Annotated in this window: 18 protein-coding genes; 9 read left to right on the top strand and 9 right to left on the bottom strand. The window is 62.3% G+C overall.

Annotated elements, in window-relative coordinates; translation table 11 throughout:
- Positions 1-9: 9 nt before the first annotated feature.
- A complete protein-coding gene (locus BM017_RS15225) occupies positions 10-930 on the bottom strand; it encodes an AraC family transcriptional regulator (protein WP_092245804.1) in 921 nt (306 codons plus the stop codon).
- A gap of 262 nt (positions 931-1,192) precedes the next feature.
- On the opposite strand from BM017_RS15225, the gene BM017_RS15220 reads away from it, so the two are divergent.
- Positions 1,193-2,452 carry an ABC transporter substrate-binding protein gene (locus tag BM017_RS15220; RefSeq protein ID WP_371914390.1) on the top strand — a complete coding sequence of 420 codons (1,260 nt, stop codon included), beginning with the start codon at positions 1,193-1,195 and terminating at the stop codon, positions 2,450-2,452.
- A gap of 19 nt (positions 2,453-2,471) precedes the next feature.
- Positions 2,472-3,245, top strand: coding sequence for an L-iditol 2-dehydrogenase (locus BM017_RS15215; RefSeq protein ID WP_092245798.1), 774 nt, complete (start codon positions 2,472-2,474; stop codon positions 3,243-3,245).
- Between the two features lie 64 nt (positions 3,246-3,309).
- Here BM017_RS15215 and BM017_RS15210 read toward each other — a convergent pair whose 3' ends face one another.
- Complete coding sequence (locus BM017_RS15210; RefSeq protein ID WP_092245795.1) at positions 3,310-4,002, bottom strand: NUDIX hydrolase; 693 nt, start codon at positions 4,000-4,002, stop codon at positions 3,310-3,312.
- Positions 4,003-4,148: 146 nt separating this feature from the next.
- Here BM017_RS15210 and BM017_RS15205 point away from each other — a divergent pair, with 146 nt between their 5' ends.
- From BM017_RS15205 to nadE, 3 genes are read left to right on the top strand one after another with little or no spacing between them, the layout of a single operon-like run.
- Positions 4,149-4,796 (top strand): nicotinamidase, encoded by a 648-nt coding sequence (locus tag BM017_RS15205; protein ID WP_071491255.1) that lies wholly within the window; start codon positions 4,149-4,151, stop codon positions 4,794-4,796.
- An 11-nt stretch (positions 4,797-4,807) separates the two neighbouring features.
- The gene (gene pncB, locus BM017_RS15200) at positions 4,808-6,025 is read left to right on the top strand and encodes a nicotinate phosphoribosyltransferase (RefSeq protein WP_092245792.1); all 1,218 of its coding nucleotides are present in this window, start codon (positions 4,808-4,810) and stop codon (positions 6,023-6,025) included.
- A gap of 1 nt (position 6,026) precedes the next feature.
- Complete coding sequence (nadE, locus tag BM017_RS15195) at positions 6,027-6,836, top strand: ammonia-dependent NAD(+) synthetase (protein ID WP_092245789.1); 810 nt, start codon at positions 6,027-6,029, stop codon at positions 6,834-6,836.
- Here the strand turns inward: nadE and BM017_RS15190 are convergent, their stop codons facing one another.
- Genes BM017_RS15190 through BM017_RS15160 form a run of 7 tightly spaced genes read right to left on the bottom strand, consistent with a single transcriptional unit; the run spans position 6,837 to position 13,276 of the window.
- Positions 6,837-7,868 carry an ABC transporter substrate-binding protein gene (locus BM017_RS15190; protein ID WP_092245786.1) on the bottom strand — a complete coding sequence of 344 codons (1,032 nt, stop codon included), beginning with the start codon at positions 7,866-7,868 and terminating at the stop codon, positions 6,837-6,839.
- Between the two features lie 14 nt (positions 7,869-7,882).
- Positions 7,883-8,980 (bottom strand): NAD(P)/FAD-dependent oxidoreductase, encoded by a 1,098-nt coding sequence (locus BM017_RS15185; RefSeq protein WP_092245783.1) that lies wholly within the window; start codon positions 8,978-8,980, stop codon positions 7,883-7,885.
- Complete coding sequence (locus tag BM017_RS15180) at positions 8,977-10,320, bottom strand: FAD/NAD(P)-dependent oxidoreductase (protein ID WP_092245780.1); 1,344 nt, start codon at positions 10,318-10,320, stop codon at positions 8,977-8,979. Before BM017_RS15180 ends, BM017_RS15185 begins: the two co-directional genes overlap by 4 nt.
- A complete protein-coding gene (locus tag BM017_RS15175; RefSeq protein WP_092245777.1) occupies positions 10,317-10,607 on the bottom strand; it encodes a (2Fe-2S)-binding protein in 291 nt (96 codons plus the stop codon). The genes BM017_RS15180 and BM017_RS15175 overlap by 4 nt, the downstream gene beginning before the upstream one ends.
- On the bottom strand, positions 10,607-11,401 hold the full coding sequence (locus BM017_RS15170; protein ID WP_092245774.1) for an ABC transporter permease: 795 nt from the start codon (positions 11,399-11,401) through the stop codon (positions 10,607-10,609). Before BM017_RS15170 ends, BM017_RS15175 begins: the two co-directional genes overlap by 1 nt.
- A 4-nt stretch (positions 11,402-11,405) precedes the next feature.
- The gene (locus BM017_RS15165) at positions 11,406-12,251 is read right to left on the bottom strand and encodes an ABC transporter permease (protein WP_092245769.1); all 846 of its coding nucleotides are present in this window, start codon (positions 12,249-12,251) and stop codon (positions 11,406-11,408) included.
- Positions 12,248-13,276, bottom strand: coding sequence for an ABC transporter ATP-binding protein (locus BM017_RS15160; protein ID WP_092245766.1), 1,029 nt, complete (start codon positions 13,274-13,276; stop codon positions 12,248-12,250). The genes BM017_RS15165 and BM017_RS15160 overlap by 4 nt, the downstream gene beginning before the upstream one ends.
- Before the next feature lie 242 nt (positions 13,277-13,518).
- On the opposite strand from BM017_RS15160, the gene BM017_RS15155 reads away from it, so the two are divergent.
- The 4 genes from BM017_RS15155 (at position 13,519) to BM017_RS15130 (ending at position 18,083) form a co-directional block, all read left to right on the top strand.
- Positions 13,519-14,349, top strand: a complete 831-nt coding sequence (locus tag BM017_RS15155) for an IclR family transcriptional regulator (protein ID WP_092245763.1) — start codon at positions 13,519-13,521, stop codon at positions 14,347-14,349.
- Between the two features lie 288 nt (positions 14,350-14,637).
- Positions 14,638-15,771, top strand: coding sequence for a hypothetical protein (locus tag BM017_RS29140; protein WP_102630114.1), 1,134 nt, complete (start codon positions 14,638-14,640; stop codon positions 15,769-15,771).
- Between the two features lie 358 nt (positions 15,772-16,129).
- The gene (locus BM017_RS15135) at positions 16,130-16,702 is read left to right on the top strand and encodes a DUF2239 family protein (RefSeq protein ID WP_092245751.1); all 573 of its coding nucleotides are present in this window, start codon (positions 16,130-16,132) and stop codon (positions 16,700-16,702) included.
- A 25-nt stretch (positions 16,703-16,727) separates the two neighbouring features.
- A complete protein-coding gene (locus BM017_RS15130) occupies positions 16,728-18,083 on the top strand; it encodes an MATE family efflux transporter (protein WP_092245748.1) in 1,356 nt (451 codons plus the stop codon).
- Positions 18,084-18,121 lie beyond the last annotated feature (38 nt).

Genomic DNA, 18,121 nt, shown 5'->3' with positions numbered 1-18,121 from the left:
GACCGGGTGTCATTTTTCGATGCGGTGGACCAGGTGCGTCGCGGTTTCCCGTCGATAGTCACTCGGCGTCTGGTTCATCTCGATGCGAAAGTGCCGGTTGAAATTCGACAGGTTGGCGTAGCCCACTTCAAAGCAGATGTCCGCCACCGACATATCGCTTTGCAGCAACAGCCGACAGGCGCGCTGCACCCGGAACTTGCGCATCAGGTCGATAAAGCCGTGGCCGGTGTTGCGCTTGAAGAAGCGCGAAAAGCCCGGTTCGCTCATCTCCAACTGTTGTGCGATCACCGACAGGCGCACGTCGCCGGTCAGCTCGCGCATCAAATAGTCGAATGCCTTGTTGATGCGTTCGGCGCTGCGTGCATCCAGGGTCGGCGCGTAGCAGGGGCTGGCCAGGGCCTTGGCCTGCTGGGGCGGGGCGTTTTTCAGGGTGTCGAGCAATTGCAGGAACAGGATCAAGCGTTGCAGGCCCTGGGCGTTGCCGATGGCTTCCATCAGGTGGGCGGCCTGCAGCGCCGTGTCCCCGGTGAACTCCAGGCCACGGCGAGCCTGTTCGAACAACGGCTGCAGGTCGCCCAGCTCCGGCAGGGTGTTGCGCAGGGCGAGGAGGGCGGCGCCGTCGAATTGCAGCACCACGTCGCGGCCGCTCAGGTATTCGCCGGGGGCCAGTTCGCCGATCCAGTCGTGGGGCAGGTCGGGGCCGATCAGTGCGACATGCCCGGCGCTGAATGCACCGATGTAGTCGCCCGCTACGAGTTTGCCGCTGCCTTGGCGGATCAGGTGGATTTCGAATTCGGGGTGGTGGTTCCAACGCGCCAGGTCGTAGGGGTAGTCGTGTTCGAACCAGCGGAAACAGTGGTCCGGCTCGGGCAGGATCACTTCCAGTTCGGCGGGGCGGTGCTCGAACAGTGTGGCACGGCTGATGGGCATGAGCGGACTTCTTGGGGTTCTTGTAATCGCTTCAAAATACGCGCCTCGGGCGTTCAGGCGCTACCCCCGCTTGCGTCCGGCACTGGTACTTTTTTAACTCGCACGCCCGGGTTAAAAAAGTACCAGTCGAGCATCCGCCACGGGTTTGTGAGGGCCTGGCCAAGCTGCTGTAATCGGCGCTCAACAACAAAAACAACAGGTGGAAACCGCCATGTTCAAGCTCCCGCAAGTGTTGTTCCTGCTGTCCGGCCTGGCGCTGGCCATGCCCAGCCACGCCGCCGACACCGTCACCATCGCCACGGTCAACAACAGCGACATGATCCGCATGCAGCGCCTGTCCAAAGTGTTCGAAGCCCAGCACCCGGACATCACGCTCAACTGGGTGGTGCTGGAAGAAAACGTGCTGCGCCAGCGCCTCACCACCGACATCGCTACCCAGGGTGGGCAATTCGATGTGCTGACCATCGGCACCTACGAAACCCCGCTCTGGGGCGCCAAGCACTGGCTGGAACCCTTGGCCCAGCTGCCGGCCGATTACGATGTCGACGATATCTTCCCCTCGGTACGCCAGGGCCTGTCGGTCGACAACACCCTCTATGCCTTGCCGTTCTACGGCGAAAGCACTGTCACCTACTACCGCACCGACCTGTTCCAGCAGGCGGGCCTGAGCATGCCGGCGCACCCCACCTGGACCCAGCTCGGTGAGTTCGCTTCCAAGCTCACCGCCAAGGACAAGGGCCAATACGGCATGTGCCTGCGCGGCAAGGCCGGCTGGGGCGAGAACATCGCCTTGCTCAGCACCATGGCCAACGCCTTTGGCGCGCGCTGGTTCGACGAGCAGTGGAAGCCCGAGCTGACCAGCCCCGAGTGGACCGCGGCCGCCAACTTCTATGTCAACACCCTCAAACAGTACGGCCCGCCGGGCGTGTCCAGCAATGGCTTCAACGAAACCCTGGCGCTGTTCAATAGCGGCAAATGTGCAATCTGGGTCGATGCCAGCGTCGCCGGCTCCTTCACCACCGATAAAAGCCAGAGCAAAGTGGCCGACAGCGTAGGCTTTGCTGCCGCGCCCACCGAGGTCACCGATAAAGGTTCGTCCTGGCTCTACGCCTGGTCCCTGGCGATCCCGGCCACTTCCAAACACAAGGACGCCGCCAAGGCCTTTATCAGTTGGGCGACGTCCAAGGACTACATCCAACTGGTGGCCGACAAAGAAGGCATCACCAACGTGCCGCCAGGCACCCGCCAGTCCACCTACAACGAGGCGTATCTGCAGGCGGCCCCGTTTGCCCGGGTGACCCTGGAGATGATGAAACACGCCGACCCCGCGCATCCGTCCGTCAAGCCGGTGCCGTACGTGGGTATCCAGTACGTGACCATCCCCGAGTTCCAGGCCATCGGCACCTCGGTCGGCAAGCTGTTCTCGGCGGCGCTGACCGGTGGCATGTCGGTTGACCAGGCCTTGCTGCAAGCGCAGTCCACCACCGAGCGCGAGATGAAACGCGCCGGCTATCCGAAGTAACTTTTGACGGGACCTACTGATGAAACGACTGGAAGGTAAAAGCGCGCTGATCACCGGATCGGCGCGCGGTATCGGCCGCGCCTTCGCCCAGGCCTACATCGAAGAGGGCGCTACAGTCGCCATCGCCGATATCAACCTGCAACGGGCCCAGGCCACGGCTGCCGAGCTGGGCCCGCAGGCCTACGCCGTGGCCATGGACGTCACCGACCAGGCCTCTATCGACGGCGCGATTGCCGCCGTGGTGGCCCAGGCCGGCAAGCTGGATATCCTGGTCAACAACGCTGCGCTGTTCGACTTGGCACCCATCGTCGACATCACCCGCGACAGCTACGAGCGGCTGTTCTCGATCAACGTCGCCGGTACGCTGTTCACCCTGCAAGCCGCGGCGCGGCAGATGATCCGCCAGGGCCATGGCGGCAAGATCATCAACATGGCCAGCCAGGCCGGACGGCGCGGCGAGCCACTGGTGGCGATCTACTGCGCGACCAAGGCGGCGGTGATCAGTCTGACGCAATCGGCTGGGTTGAACCTGATCAGGCAGGGCATCAACGTCAATGCCATTGCGCCGGGTGTGGTGGACGGCGAGCACTGGGACGGGGTGGATGCGCTGTTTGCCAGGCATGAAGGGCTGGCTCCGGGAGAGAAGAAGAAGCGGGTAGGGGCCGAGGTACCCTTTGGACGGATGGGCACGGCGCAGGACCTGACCGGAATGGCGATCTTCCTGGCGTCAAAAGAGGCCGACTACGTGGTGGCGCAGACCTACAATGTCGATGGCGGCAACTGGATGAACTAGGGCCCAATGTGGGAGGGGGCAAGCCCCCTCCCAAAGTTGAGCCTCTTTGTTCGTTGATTCGGGGCTAGTCCGCAAAACTGCGGTCGAAGAAGTAAATCTCTCCAGGCTTCAGGTTCTCCACCGTCGCCTGGGGCCTGCCGCCTTCACCCTGCTTCTTGCGCCCGGTCTCGCGCAGATACCCTGCCTCCGTCAGCTTCAACAAACGCTGGCGAATACTGGTCTTCAACACCGGCCGCGCCAGCACCAGGGAGAAAATCGTGGTCGCGTCCGGTGCGCTGAATTCATTGCCCAGAAACATCAGCGGCAAGTTGCTGTACAACGACTTGGAAAACAAACGGTCCTGCACCGCTGCCACAATGCTGTTGTGATCGAACGGCAACTTGATGCCGCCACTCGCCACCGCTGTCAGCGAATACCAGCCCTGGTGCTCACCCAGCGTCACGTCCTCGTTCACGATCGCCAGGTAATAGGTGGACGACGACCAGCAGCGCGGATCGCGAAACGCATCCCCCACCGTCCCCACCTGTTCGCTCCAGGCCAGGTCCAGCCCGACCTTGTCACTCGCCCGCAAGCGCTCCACCGCAGCCTGGAGGCTCAGGTCCTGCACGCCGCCATTTACCACCACGCCCGGCAGCGCCCAGTGCCCGGCGAAGGGCTCGGCGTCGCGCTGGTTCAGCAGCAGTTTCAGCTCGCCAGAGAGGCGGCAGTAAGAAAGCACGCACAGGTCGACGGTATGGAGGTAGGCGCTACGGGGCATGTGATGTCCTTCTAAACAGCAGTGCGGCACAGTCTAACGGATCGAACAGATATGTCATGTACTGAGTCCAGGATAGATACGCAAATGTTTGTTGCAATGAAAGTACATGACGTGTACTTTTGTTTCCAGGCCACAGGAGAACCACCATGACCCTCGCGACAACCGCCATTGCCTCATTCGACGTCGACGCCCAGAAGAGCTTCACGCCGCTGTGCCCCAACGAGTTGCCGGTGGCCGGCGGTGACCGGATCGGCGCCGAGCTCAACTACATGGCCAGCCTTGCCGGCCATCGTGTCGGCAGTAAGGACGCCCACACCCCGCACGCGCCCTGGGTGGTGGCGCAGCACAGCGACATGCTGCAACCCACCGGCCTGGCCCATGCCGATGTCACTTGGGTCAGCCACTGTGTACCCGGCACCGAGGGCTTCACCCTGCTGGATGAGTTGCCCACGCCTTATGACTACGACTACTTCATCTGGAAAGGCGTCGAACCCGACCTGCATCCCTACGGCGCCTGCTACCACGACCTGCACGACAAGCTGTCCACCGGCGTCATCGAGTATTTGAAAGCCCAAGGCGTGGTTCGCGTGATCGTCGGCGGCCTGGCCCTGGATTACTGCGTCAAGACCACCGCGTTGCAGTTGCTCAAGGCCGGCCTGGAAGTGGTGCTGCACTTGCCGGCGTGCCGAGGCATCAGCGAGGAGGGCGGTGTACAGGCGGTCAATGAGTTGCTCAAGGCCGGTGCCGCTATCAGCCGCACCCGCGAAGAACTGGCCGCAATGGCCACGCGTTAAGGAGAGACACCATGGAAAGTACATACGACTACGAATCCCCGGTGATCCAGGGGTTGCTCGACACCGATTACTACACCTTCACCATGATGCAGGCGGTGTTGCACCAGTACCCCAACGTTGATGTGGAGTACAACTTCATCGTCCGCTCCAGGGAAAAGCTCGGCCACCTGATTCCTGAAATCCGTGCCGAACTGGAGAAACTCGCCAGCCTGCGGATGCGCGAAGGCGAGTTGCGCTTCCTGTTCAACCCACGTTTTCGCGAATACCTCACCCCGGATTACGAGCGCTTCCTTGGCCTGTTCCGTTTCAACCTGCGCTACATCCACGTCAGTGAAGTCGACGGCCAACTCAATATCCGCGTGGTCGGGCCGATGCTGCACTGCATCATGTTCGAGCAACCGGTACTGGCGTTGGTCAGCGAGCTGCGCAACCGCGACAAATACCCCGATGTAACCCTTGAAGACGTCACCCGCAAGCTCTACCAGAAGTTCGACTGGCTGGAGAAAAACCTCAGCCGCGATGAACTGGCCGACCTGCGTGTATCGGACTTCTCCACTCGTCGGCGCCTGTCGTTCAAGGCCCAGCGTGAAGTGGTCGACATCATGCGCCGCGATTTCCCCGGCCAGTTCGTCGGCACCAGCAACGCGCACCTGGCCTACGAATTCGACCTGCCGCTGATCGGCACCATGGCCCACCAATGGCTGATGGTGCACCAGCAACTGGGCCGGCTGCGCGAGAGCCAGAACGCCGCCCTGGAAAACTGGGTGCGCGAATACCGTGGTCGCCTGGGGATCGCCCTGACCGACTGCATCAGCACCGACTTTTTCCTCAAGGACTTCGACCTGTACTTCGCCAAGCTCTACGACGGCCTGCGCCAGGACTCCGGCGACCCCATCGCCTGGGCCGACAAGGTGTTGGCCCGCTACAAGCAACTGGGCATCGACCCGATGACCAAGGACCTGATGTTCTCCGATGGCCTGAACTTCGAAAAATGCCTGCCGATCCTGCGTCACGTGCGCGGCAAGGCCAGGTTCGGCTTCGGCATGGGCACCAGCCTGGCCTGCGATGTGGACGGCGTTGAGCCGCTGAGCATCGTGATGAAACTGGTGCGGGTGCACGGCGAGCCAGTGGTGAAGTTCTCCGATGACCCGATCAAGAACGTCTGCGAAGACGCCTCGTTTTTGCAGTACGCAGCACAAGTGTTCAACGTTGGCAGTGTGGAGGTGTGACATGCAAGAACGTATCGCACGGGAACTGAACATCAATCGCGCGTTGACCCAAGGCGGCGAGCCCGAGGAAATCCAACGGCGCATCGACTTCATCAAGACCACCTTGCGCCACTCGGGCTGCAAGGCCCTGGTATTGGGCATCAGTGGCGGCGTCGACTCCCTCACCGCCGGCCGCCTGTGCCAAATGGCGGCAGAGCAACTGCGCAGCGAGGGTTACGCCGCACGCTTCATCGCCATGCGCCTGCCCTACAAGACCCAGGCCGATGAACGCGACGCCCAGGCCTCCCTGGACTTCATCACTGCGGACCACATCGACACCCTCAACATCGCCGCCAGCGTCGACGGCCTGATGGCCAGCCTGACCGCCGCCGAAGCCAGCGCCGAGCATGTCGATTTCATCAAGGGCAACGTCAAGGCCCGCACGCGCATGATCGCGCAATACGCCGTGGCCAACCTGCACAATGGCCTGGTGGTCGGCACCGACCACGGCGCCGAAGCGCTGATGGGTTTTTTCACCAAGTTCGGCGACGGCGCCTGCGACCTGGCCCCGCTGTCCGGCCTGACCAAAACCCAAGTGCGCCTGCTCGCCACAGCCCTCGGCGCACCGGGCAACCTGGTGCACAAACACCCGACGGCCGACCTGGAAGAGCTGGTACCGGGCAAGCTGGACGAGCACGCCTACGGTTGCACGTATGCAGAGATCGACGCCTACCTGATGGGCGAACCGGTGAGCGAGCGGGTGAGGACGATTGTCGAGGGCGCGTACAGCAAGACAGCACACAAACGCGCGCTGCCGATTGCGCCCCTTTGATTAACGCTCGATCGACCGACTCCACCGCGCGTTCCACTCCGGCCGCGCCTGGTTCACCTGGTCCCAGTCGATCGAAATTGCCGTCTGCAAGTAACCCTGCATCGCTTCCACCCGCGCACGGGTCTTGTCGGTGGTCTGCGTGGTCGGGTTCGACGGAATCTGGTCGCCTTCTTCCAGCGCCGGTGCCTGGGCTTCGGCGGTCAGCAGGAAGGCCGCGAGTTTCTGCGCCAGTTCTGGCTGGTCATTGCGGGCGATCACGCATTCGGCCACGTTCAGCACCACGGCGCCTTCCTTGGGCTGCGCGTATTCCATGGGCACGCCGAGCAGTTTCTGGGTGGCGACCTGGGTTGGGGTCAAAGGAAAGATCGCGGCTTCGTCGGTCTGCACCATCTCGGAGATTTTTGCCGAGCTGGCGATGTATTCCAGCACATTGGGGCCTACGGTTTTTGGCCAGGCCTTGAAGCCGGGCTCCACGTTGGTTTCGTCGCCGCCCTGGATGCGGTTGAACATCAGGAAGCCGTGCAGGCCGAAGGTGGACGACGCCAGGGACTGGAACACCACTTTCTCCTTGAAGCGCGGGTCGGCCAGGTCCATCCACGAGGTGGGCGCGGCCCAGCCTTTTTCCTTGAACATCCTGGCGTTGTAGCCCAGGCCGGTCACGCCGAGGGTCACGGCCACGGCTTCGTCCTTGATCTTCGCCTTGGCCGGGATCTGTTCCAGGGTCGGGCTCGGCGCCAGTTTGTCGCACAGGCCCATGGAGATCGCGCGGTACATGATGCCGTCGTCGAGGAACATCACGTGCATCTGCGGGTTGTCTTTGTTGGCCTGGACCTTGGCGAGGATGTCCGACGAGGTGCCGGGCACGATCACCACCTTGACGTTATTGGCCTTTTCGAACGCAGGTAGCACCTTGTCGGCATACACCCGTTCCATGGTGCCGCCGTTCATGCCCAGGTACAGCGTGGGTGCGGCGTGCGCCGTTGAGGCGGCCAGGGCGAGGGACAAGCAGGACAGCGCAATACGTGGGTTCATGGATGTTTTTCCTCTCAGGCTTGGAAACGACGGATGGAAAACGCTTCGATGGGGTGGCGGCTGGCCCCGGCGCAGACGATCTCTGCCAGGGCTTCACCGACCGCGGGACCGAGCTGGAACCCGGCGCCGGCAAAGCCGAAACCGTGGAGCAAGCCCGGTTGGGTACTGCTGGGGCCGATCACCGGTTCGTGATCGGGGAGGTAACCTTCGGTGCCGCTCCAGGTGCGGATGGCCTGGGCACCTTTGAGAAAGGGGTAGAGTTCGCCGGCGTTGCGCAGGATCTCCAGCACCGCCGCCTGCCCTGGGCGCGCGGTCAACGGGCCCAGGGCAAAGCCGCGACCGCCGCCCAGGATGCAGTTGCCCCGGGCGGCCTGGCGCGCATAAATCCCGCCGCCTTCAACGCCGGTACTCACGTTCATCACCACCGGCAACGGCTCGGTGACCAGCATCGCCGGGTGCGCGGAGGTGATCGGCACCGCTTCGCCAAACTGCGCGGCGACGCTTCCGGCCCAGGCACCGGCGCAGTTGAGCAGCCACGCTGCCTGCAGATGCAGGCCGTTGGCGCAATGCACCTGGAACCGGCGGCTGTCATGCTCGATGCGGATCACCTCGGCTTGCTCGTACACGGCGGCGCCACAACGCTGCGCGGCACGGGCGAAGGCAGGAGATACCAGGCGCGGATTGGCATGCCCGTCTTCCGGGCACAGCGAGGCGCCCACGGCAATATCGCCGACCCAGGGGAAGCGTGCGCGCAACTCGGCGTAGTCCAGCAACTGCAGGCCCAGGCCAAAGCCGCGCGTCTGCTCGGCATACGCCTGCAACGCGGCGAAGTCGGCATGACTGCGCGCCAGCTTCAAATGCCCGGAGCGCACGTATTCGCCGTCGATGCCGATCAACCCCGGCAAGTCGGCCCACAGTTGATGGGCGCGCTGTGACAAGGGCAGTTGGTGCAGGGGCCGACCCTGGCGTCGCACGCCGCCATAGTTGACGCCACTGGAATGGGAACCGCAGAAATCCCGCTCCACCAGGGCCACGCGCTGGCCTTTCTGCGCGAGCATCAAGGCTGCCGAGGCGCCGACGATGCCGCCGCCGAGGACGATCACATCGATCATGGCTGCACCTCCACGCCAAACGGCAGCGGCTTGATCGGTGCCTGGCCGCGCAGGCGGCCCACCTGTTCAATCCCGCGACCGCTGCGCTCGGCGACGATTTCCGCCGCCGCCAGCCCACACATCCGGCCCTGGCAACGACCCATGCCAACGCGACAGTGAGCCTTGACCCGGTTGAGCTCCCAGTGGCCTTCATCCACCACCGCGCGTATCTCGCCGGCGCTGACTTCTTCGCAGCGGCACACCATCAATGCGTCCGGCGCTTGGGCCGCCCACTGCTCGGGGAAGGGGAACGCGGTTTCCAGCCCATGACGAAAACGCTGGATGCCCGCCAGTTGCTGCTCCAATACGGCGGGGCGGCGCTGATCAATCGCCACGCCCGAATCTTCCAGCACCGCCAGTGCCGCACGCTCACCGGCCATCTTCGCGGCGTCCGCACCCATGATCCCTGCGCCGTCGCCGGCCAGGTACACACCGTTGACGCTGCTGCGCCCGGCGTTGTCCCGTTGCGGCAACCAGGCACGGTTCAAGGTGTTCCAGGCGAACTCACAGCCGAGCAAGTCCGCCAGTTGGGTTTCACTGCGCAGGGCATGAGCGAAAGCGACGGCATCGCACGCCAAAACATGGTCATCCCAGCGAATACCGCTGACTCGCTGTTCTCCGTCGATTTTCTGCAGCGTGGCACCCTGATGCACGGGAATCCCATGGGCCGTCAGCCAGGCGCGGTAATACATGCCCTTGGCCAGGGTCAGTGGCTGCCCAAGCAGCGCCGGCAACGCACGGCACTGCGCACTGAACGGCGCGCTGTCGAGTACCGCCACCACCTTGGCTCCGGCCTTGGCGTATTGGTAGGCGACCAGATACAGCAACGGCCCGCTGCCGCAGAACGCCACGCGCTCACCGATGGCGCAGCCCTGGTATTTCAAGGCGATCTGCGCCGCGCCCAGGCTGTACACGCCGGGCAGGGTCCAGCCCGGCACCGGCAGGATACGGTCGGTGGCGCCGGTTGCGACAATGATCCTGGCGTAGTCGACGCTCTCGGCACGGCCGTTGTCGAGCAGGTCCAGGCGACCGTCCTCGGCATTCCACACCAGGGTTTGCGGTCGATAGTCGATCAGCGGCGCCAGCTCATCCATCGTGCGGTGCGCGGCTTGCGCCTTGCTCGCTTCAAAGCCATAGATCTGCCTGGCGCTGCGCTGAAAGCCCAAGGGTTGCCGCCGATAGATCTGCCCGCCGCCGCGCAGGTTTTCATCGATCAGGCACGGTGTGACGCCATGGTCGAGCAGGGTGCGCGCCGCGCTGATCCCGGCCGGGCCTGCGCCCACAATCACCACCGGCTTCATGGCTGGCGCCCCGGGTCGCGGCTGATCGCCTGGCCTTCTTCCAGCAGCGTCGAGCAGGCGCGCACGCGGCGACCGCCTTCAAGGCGCACCCAGCAATCCTGGCAGGCGCCCATCAGGCAGAAACCGGCGCGGCGCTCGGCGCTGAAGTCACTGCCGCGCAGGTGCTCGGCGCAGGTCAGCATGGCGGTGAGCAGGGTATCGCCGAGCAAGCCGCTGGCGGGTTGGCCGTCCAGAGTGAAGGACAGGGCAGGGCGCGCGGTCTCGGCCAAGCGTTTGAACAGGGCCATCAATGTTTCCCCACCAGCACGCGGTCCAGGCCGTAGACCCGGTCCAGCAGAATCATGGTGGCCGCCGTCAGCGCAATCACCAGCGCCGACACCGCCGCCATCATCGGGTCGATGGACTCGGTGGCGTACACGTACATGCGCACCGGCAGGGTTTGCGTGGCTGGCGAGCTGACGAAGATCGACAACGTCACCTCATCGAAACTGTTGATGAACGCCAGCAACCAGCCGCCAGCGACACCGGGCAGAATCATCGGCAGGGTGATCTGGCGAAACAGCGTAAAGCGGCTGGCCCCGAGGGATTCGGCGGCCTGCTCGGCACTGCGATCAATACCGATGGCGGCCGCCAGCACCAGGCGCAGCACATACGGCGTGATGATCACCACGTGGGCCAGCATCAGCCAGGTAAAGCTGCCGTTGACCCCCATCAGCGCGAACAACCGCAGCATCGCCACCCCCAGCACCAGGTGCGGGATGATGATCGGCGACAAAAACAACGCACTGAAAAAATTACGCCCGGGAAACGAATACCGGCTGATCGCCAACGCTGCCGGCACCGCAATCAATGTGGCCAGGCTTGCCGCAGTGAAGGCCAGCACCAGGCTGTTATAGAACGCCTGGATAAAATCCGCACGCTCGAATACCGCACGAAACCAGCGCAGGGAGAAGCCCGAGGTGGGCAGGCTCAAGGTGTTTTCCGGGGTGAACGCCACCAGGCACACCACCACCAGCGGCGCCATCATGAACAGCACCACCAAGCCGTGGAAACCGAGGGCCAAAGGACCGTTTCTGGACATGCGCTTAAACCCCCAGGGACTTTTTATAGCGGCCTTCGACCATGCGGTTCCAGCTCAGCATGATCAGCAGATTGACCAACAGCAGCACCACCGCGATGGTCGCGCCCATGGGCCAGTTGAGTTCCGAGAGATATTGGTCGTACACCACGGTGGCGACCATTTTCAGGCGGCGCCCGCCAAGCAGGCCGGGGATCGCAAAGGAACTGGCGGCCAGGCCGAACACGATCAGCGTGCCGGACAGCACGCCAGGCATGACCTGCGGCAGCACGATCCTGCGCATCACTGTGGCCTGGCTGGCCCCCAGCGATAACGCGGCCTGTTCAGCCGACGGGTCGAGTTTTTGCAGGGACGTCCACACCGGGATGATCATGAACGGCAACATCACGTGCACCAGCGCGATGATCACCGCGAAGGGCGTGTACAGCAGCTTCACCGGGCGCCCGCCGAGCAGTTGGATCAGTTGATTCACCAAACCATCGGCGCCCAAGAGCAGGCTCCAGCCGAAGGCGCGCACCACCACCGAAATCAGCAATGGCGTGAGGATCAGGATCAGGAAGATCGAGCGCCACGGCGTACCCATGCGGCTGAGGATGTAGGCCTCGGGCACACCGATCACCACGCACAGCAGGGTCACCAGCGCGCTGATCCAGAAGGTGCGCCAGAAGATCTCGTAGAAGTAGGAGTCGCTGAACAATGACAGGTAATGGGCCAAGGTCCATTCATCGGCCTTCACGCCCACCTGGTAGTCGAACACGTTGAACGACAGCACCAGGGTCAGGCCCAGCGGCAGGATCAGCAGCCCGGCAAACAGCACCAGCGCCGGCAACGACAGCAGGTAACCACGACTCATGCATGCACCTCGTCGGCTGCCAGCACGCGCAGCAGGTCCGCATGCCAGTCCAGGCCCACCGCCGCGCCGCAGCCCAGCGGCGCGCTACCGTCGTTGCTGCGCACCACGGTGATTTCGCCGAGGTCGGTGTGGACGCGGTACAGCCATTGGCTGCCAAAGAAGTAACGATCGAGCACCTTGCCTTGCAGGCGACCGGCCCCCGCGTCCACCAGGGTGATTTTTTCCGGGCGCAGGCTCAGGACCAGCTCGCCGTCGCCGCCTTGATGCCGCACTTGCGGCGTTCCCAGTGGGTCGTAATCGCCGGCCAGCAGGTTGGCCTTGCCGACGAAGTCCGAGATGAAGCGCGTGCGCGGGTGTTCGTAGAGCTTGTACGGCGCGTCGATCTGGGTCACGCGCCCGGCCTGCATCACCACCACGCGGTCGCTGATGGACAGCGCTTCGGCCTGGTCATGGGTGACCATCAAGGTGGTGATGCCGACGGCGCACTGGATGCGGCGGATCTCGAACTGCATCTCTTCGCGCAGGTTGGCGTCGAGGTTGGACAGCGGCTCGTCGAGCAGCAACACCGGCGGCTCGATCACCAACGCACGCGCCAGGGCCACGCGTTGGCGCTGGCCGCCGGACAACTCCCGTGGGTAGCGCTCGGCGTGGGGGGCCAGGCGCACCAGTTCCAGCACGGTTTTCACCTTGCTGACGATCTCTGCGGCCGGCACTTTGCGCATCTTCAGGCCGAAGGCGACGTTGTCGCGCACGCTCATGTGGGGGAACAGCGCATAGCTCTGGAACACCACGCCCAGGCCACGGCTGGCCGGCTTGGCGTGGGTGATGTCGCGGCCGTCGAGCAGGATCTGCCCGCCGCTCACGTCGACGAAGCCGGCGATCATTTGCAGGGTGGTGGTCTTGCCGCAGCCCGAAGGGCCGAGCAGGGAAACGAACTCGCCTTTTTCCACCGCAAGGTCGGTGGCGACCACCGCGTCGACGGCGCCGTAGCGTTTGCTCAAGGCGTTGAGTTGGAGAAATGCCATGTCTGCGTTCCACCTTTTTTGAGTCGCGTCGAAACGCGCTTTTTTGTTTTGGGCAGATGCGAATGAGGTGTTGCCGGTGCGTTGGCGCTCGATCTTGAGTCGGCTGCCGGTTGTTGTTCATTTCGCCCCTGTGGACGCAGATTAGGACGAAGACTAGGATGGGCGGAAGAAGGAATTTCACTGAACGGACTATTATTTTCAGATTTATTCACTCACCGGAATTTACAAAGAGATTGAGTGTTATGGATTCCACTAATCGAAACGAAAGTAGCAAAGAAGTCGGGGCGGGCGGGGTGTCTCGTCTGTTCGCGCTATTGCGCACCTTGGGTAAAGTGCCGGAGGGCGGCGAACGCGTCACCCAACTTGCGCAACAGGTCGGCCTCTCGCAGCCCACTACTCACCGCCTGCTGCGTAGCCTGATGGACGAAGGCATGGTCGAACAGGACGCACGCAGCAAGCGCTATCGCCTGAGCCTGGAGTTCTTTGCCCTGGCGGCGAACGCGGGCAAGACCGGCAACCTGCGCGACCTGGTGCGCCCGAGCATGCTGCGCCTGAGTGCGTCATTGGGCGACTCGCTGTTCCTGCTGGCGCGCAGCGGCTTCGATGCGATCTGTCTGGACCGCAGCGAAGGCCCGTACCCGATCCGCACCTTCACTGGCGATATCGGCGGGCGCGTGGCATTGGGGGTGGGGCAGGGCAGCCTGGCGATCCTGGCCTTTCTGCCGGAGGAAGAGCGCGAAACCGTGATCCGCTACAACCTGCCACGGCTCAAGGACTTCCACCTGTATGACGAAGTGCTGTTGCGCTCGGAAGTGGAGAACGTGCGCAACCTGGGGTATGCGGCGCGCAATACCGGGGTGCTGGAAGGCATGGCCGGGTTGGCCGTGCCCATCCTCGATCGGGACGGGCACGCGGTGGCGGCGCTCAGTGTGGCGACCATCAGCGATCGCCTGGGGCCGGGCCGGTTGCCGATGGTGGTGGAGTTGCTCAAGCGCGAAGCGGCGGCGATCGGGCCCAGGATCAATCCGTTTGATCCGACGTTACGCAGGCCCTCACAAACCTTTGGTAGGTAGTTCAGATGGCGGTCAACACTACCGACCTGGCCGTCGTACTGCGCATATACAGGGGTGCGAATTAGTTATCCAGCAGGTAAGTTTTTTTGTTCATGTTTAATGGAACTGTCCTTTTACATGTTGCCACAGATGGATGTTGACTTAATGCTAACTGGCGCGTTGGTCGGCTTATTCGCATCAACTATCTGAGGTATTGCAATGACTACTCTTTTCGGCCCGTTCATACAAAGTCCCTGCCCTTACTCTAATCTGTTGGACAGGGGCGCCAGGTTTGGTAATGAGCCCGCAATGAGGACCTTACTGGGGACCTCTCAGCTGCCTCCCCCTTCCACAGTTGCACGGGCCTTTGTCGACGCCTTCCCTTATTTCCAGGGAGAATCTGGTTTTGTCACGAGGGCAACGCTTGAGCATGCTGCCAATCGTCTACCGACCGGGGATCCGTATCACGATCGAATGACACAGCTGGCAAGGGACGTTCTTAGCCGTCCAGGAATGTTTGAGTCACTCGATGGTATCAACCATGGCGGCCATGAAGATGGTCTGATCAGCCTGGGTGATGCGCAGGCGGTGGTCTTTGAGTACGAAGACCAGGAGGGAGCGTACATGCTGGGTGGACCGGATGCGTATAACGGTGGCATGCGAGTTGGGCCAGGAGGGAATTATGGTGGTATGCAAGGAGCGCCGGTGAATTATTACGGCGATATGCAGAGCCAGCAAGAGGGGTATTACGGTGGCATGCAGCGCAGTCGTTTTGAAAATGGATATGGCGCCAATGGGGCACGCAATTATTATCCGGCAGCGAGCGGCATGAGCCCGCAGAATGCTGAGGTCGCAAATAATTTCAAACAGGCCAAAGACTCAGATTTAACGACGGAGTTGGGTAATAACTTTGATTACTTCAAGCCAAACGAGCATGGCAAGATCACTCAGAAATCGCTTCGTGAAGTTGCAAATCGTCCTTTGACTGATAACCCTGTGGATGACCGAATGACCCTGTTGGCCAAGGAAATCATCAGTCGGCCGGGGCTCAATAGCAAACTGGATTCCGACCATAATGCTGACATTCCTGACGGGAAAATCGGGCGCGACACTATTGGAAGGGTATCCGAGCGGGATGCAGCGCCAAGCTATAAAAAAATGAGTGATGTTGACCTGCTTCAGGCCCTTGAGGAAAAGTTCAAACAGTACTGGGGTGCGGATAACTACATCAGCTTCGATAGTTTAAAGCGTGAGGCTGAAAAGAGCCCACCGACAGATATGTCTGAACTCGCGGCTGAACTTCTCAAGCGCCCGGGCCTGATGAAGGAGCTCGATATTGGCACTGATGGCAAAGGCAATAGAGGCGCAGAAGATGGAAGGTTTAATTGGGTCAATCTCGAATACGTAATAAAAGAAAAACAAGCGCATTCGTCGCGTGGTTGATTGTGGGCCGCCACATTCCGTGACCAGTCGGGGCTGATCATTCTTTCCGGCTGTACCTGTCGCTCATACTCTTCGGCGGTGATCAGTCCCAACTGCACCGCCGTCTTTCGGGTAATTTGCGCCACACAGTCATAACCCAGCAGCGGATTCAGCACTGTCGCTATCAAATCATCCGCCAGTATCGTGATGAGGATGGCGGGCTGATTGCGGTGTCGGAAACGGTCTATCCAGCATGCCGTTTCACCTGACCCTGCAAATGAAGCGCGACAACCTCTGACCCATACGACAATAACCTTGCATCTGGTAAAACTTTGGCTAATATGATCCGGGTAAAACACATATCACCCGGGTAATAACCATGCCTACGCACCCCCTTCCTGCTTGCACAGCCTTTGTTCGCCACCAACGTGTGGCGGCAGGTTCCTATGCCGACGTCGCCACGACGCTCGCCGAGCTTGACCAGCCCGCGGGCAGCTTCCTGGTCTTCGACGATGCCACCGGCAACCAGGTCGACTTTCCCTGGCCTGAGGGCTATGCGCCCGAACCACCTGCCCAGGTCGACATGACTGACGAGCCTCCCGCTCCCCCCTCGGTCGGGCGCCCGAAGCTGGGGGTGGTCGCGCGGGAAGTCACGCTGTTGCCGCGTCATTGGGAATGGCTGGGCCAGCAACGCGGCGGTGCTTCGGCGGCGTTGCGCCGGCTGGTGGATGAAGCGCGCACTGCCCATGCTTCCCGTGACCGGATACGCCAGGCCAAGGAAGCCGGCTATCGGTTCATGAGTGCCGTCGGCGGTGACCTGCCCGGTTTCGAAGACGCCTCGCGCGCGTTATTTGCCTTTGATGCGGCGGACTTTTCCCGCAAGATCGCGCACTGGCCGGTAGACGTGCAGGCCTACCTGGCCTGGCTGTCGCGCGACGCGTTCCCTGTCTGATAACAACTCCTGGATCCGAACCCTCATGGAAGTCACCCAGCAACGGCCGTTGTGGCAGATCTACCTGATCTTTCTGGCACCGATGGTGCTGTCCAACTTCCTGCAAAGCTTTTCCGGCACCCTCAACGGTATCTACGTCGGGCAGATGCTCGGCACCCAGGCGCTGGCGGCGGTATCTGGGATGTTTCCCATCGTGTTCTTTTTTATCGCCCTGGTGATCGGCCTGGGGGCGGGCGCCTCGGTACTGATCGGCCAGGCCTGGGGCGCACAGGAAACCGCGTTGGTCAAGGTGATCACCGGCGCCACACTGACTCTGGGGGCGTTGGTGGGGGTGATCGCTGCGGTGCTCGGCAGCCTGTTTGCGCGCCCGGCCTTGCACGCGCTCGGCACGCCGGTGGATGTACTCGACGATGCGGTGGGCTATGCGCAGATGATGATGTTGATCATGCCGCTGCTGCTGGTCTTTATCCTCTACACCCAATTGCTGCGTGGTGTCAGCGACACGATCTCGCCGTTGCTCGCGCTGATGGTTTCGACCCTGGTGGGCCTGCTGCTGACACCGGCGCTGATCCGCGGCTGGATCGGCCTGCCGCCCTTGGGTATCCAGAGTGCGGTCTACGCCGGGTTGGTGGGCAACGCTGCGGCGATGCTGTTTTTGATCCTGCGCCTGCGGCATAAGCATCATGTGATGGCGCCGGATCGCGAACTGCTGGCGGCCCTGCGCCTGGATCGGGTCATTCTCGGCAAAGTCCTGCGCATCGGCTTGCCTACGGGCTTGCAGATGGTGGTGTTGTCGCTGTCGGAATTGGTCATCCTCGCCCTGGTCAACGGCCATGGCTCCCAGGCCACCGCGGCCTATGGCGCGGTAACGCAGATCGTCAACTATGTGCAATTCCCGGCGCTGTCGATTGCCATCACCGCATCGATCCTTGGCGCCCAGGCGATTGGTGCCGGGCGCCTGGAGCGCATCGGGCCGATCCTGCGCACCGGTTTGCTGATCAACACCTGCCTCACCGGAGGGCTGATCGTGCTCGGCTACCTGTTGTCCCATTGGTTGCTCGGCTTGTTCATCACCGACGACGCGGCGCGGGTCAAGGCCGAGCACCTGCTGCACATCATGTTGTGGAGCATCCTGGTGTTTGGCTTCCAGGCGGTGGTGGGCGGAATCATGCGCGCAAGCGGCGTGGTGTTGATGCCGGTGGCGATCTCGATCTTCTGCGTGCTCTGCGTGGAACTGCCGATGGCGTACCTGCTCAACGCCCACTTCGGCCTGGAAGGGGTGTGGATGGCATTTCCGGTGACCTACCTGGTCATGCTGGCGTTGCAGACTGCGTATTATCGGCTGGTGTGGCGACACAAGCAGATCAAGCGGTTGGTGTGATAAAAGGTTGCGCACCTTAAGGACAGAAGGTTTCTGAG

The organism is Pseudomonas sp. NFPP04 (assembly GCF_900113815.1).
Taxonomy (GTDB): Bacteria; Pseudomonadota; Gammaproteobacteria; order Pseudomonadales; family Pseudomonadaceae; genus Aquipseudomonas; species Aquipseudomonas extremorientalis.
This window is presented reverse-complemented; position numbering and strand designations above follow the sequence as displayed.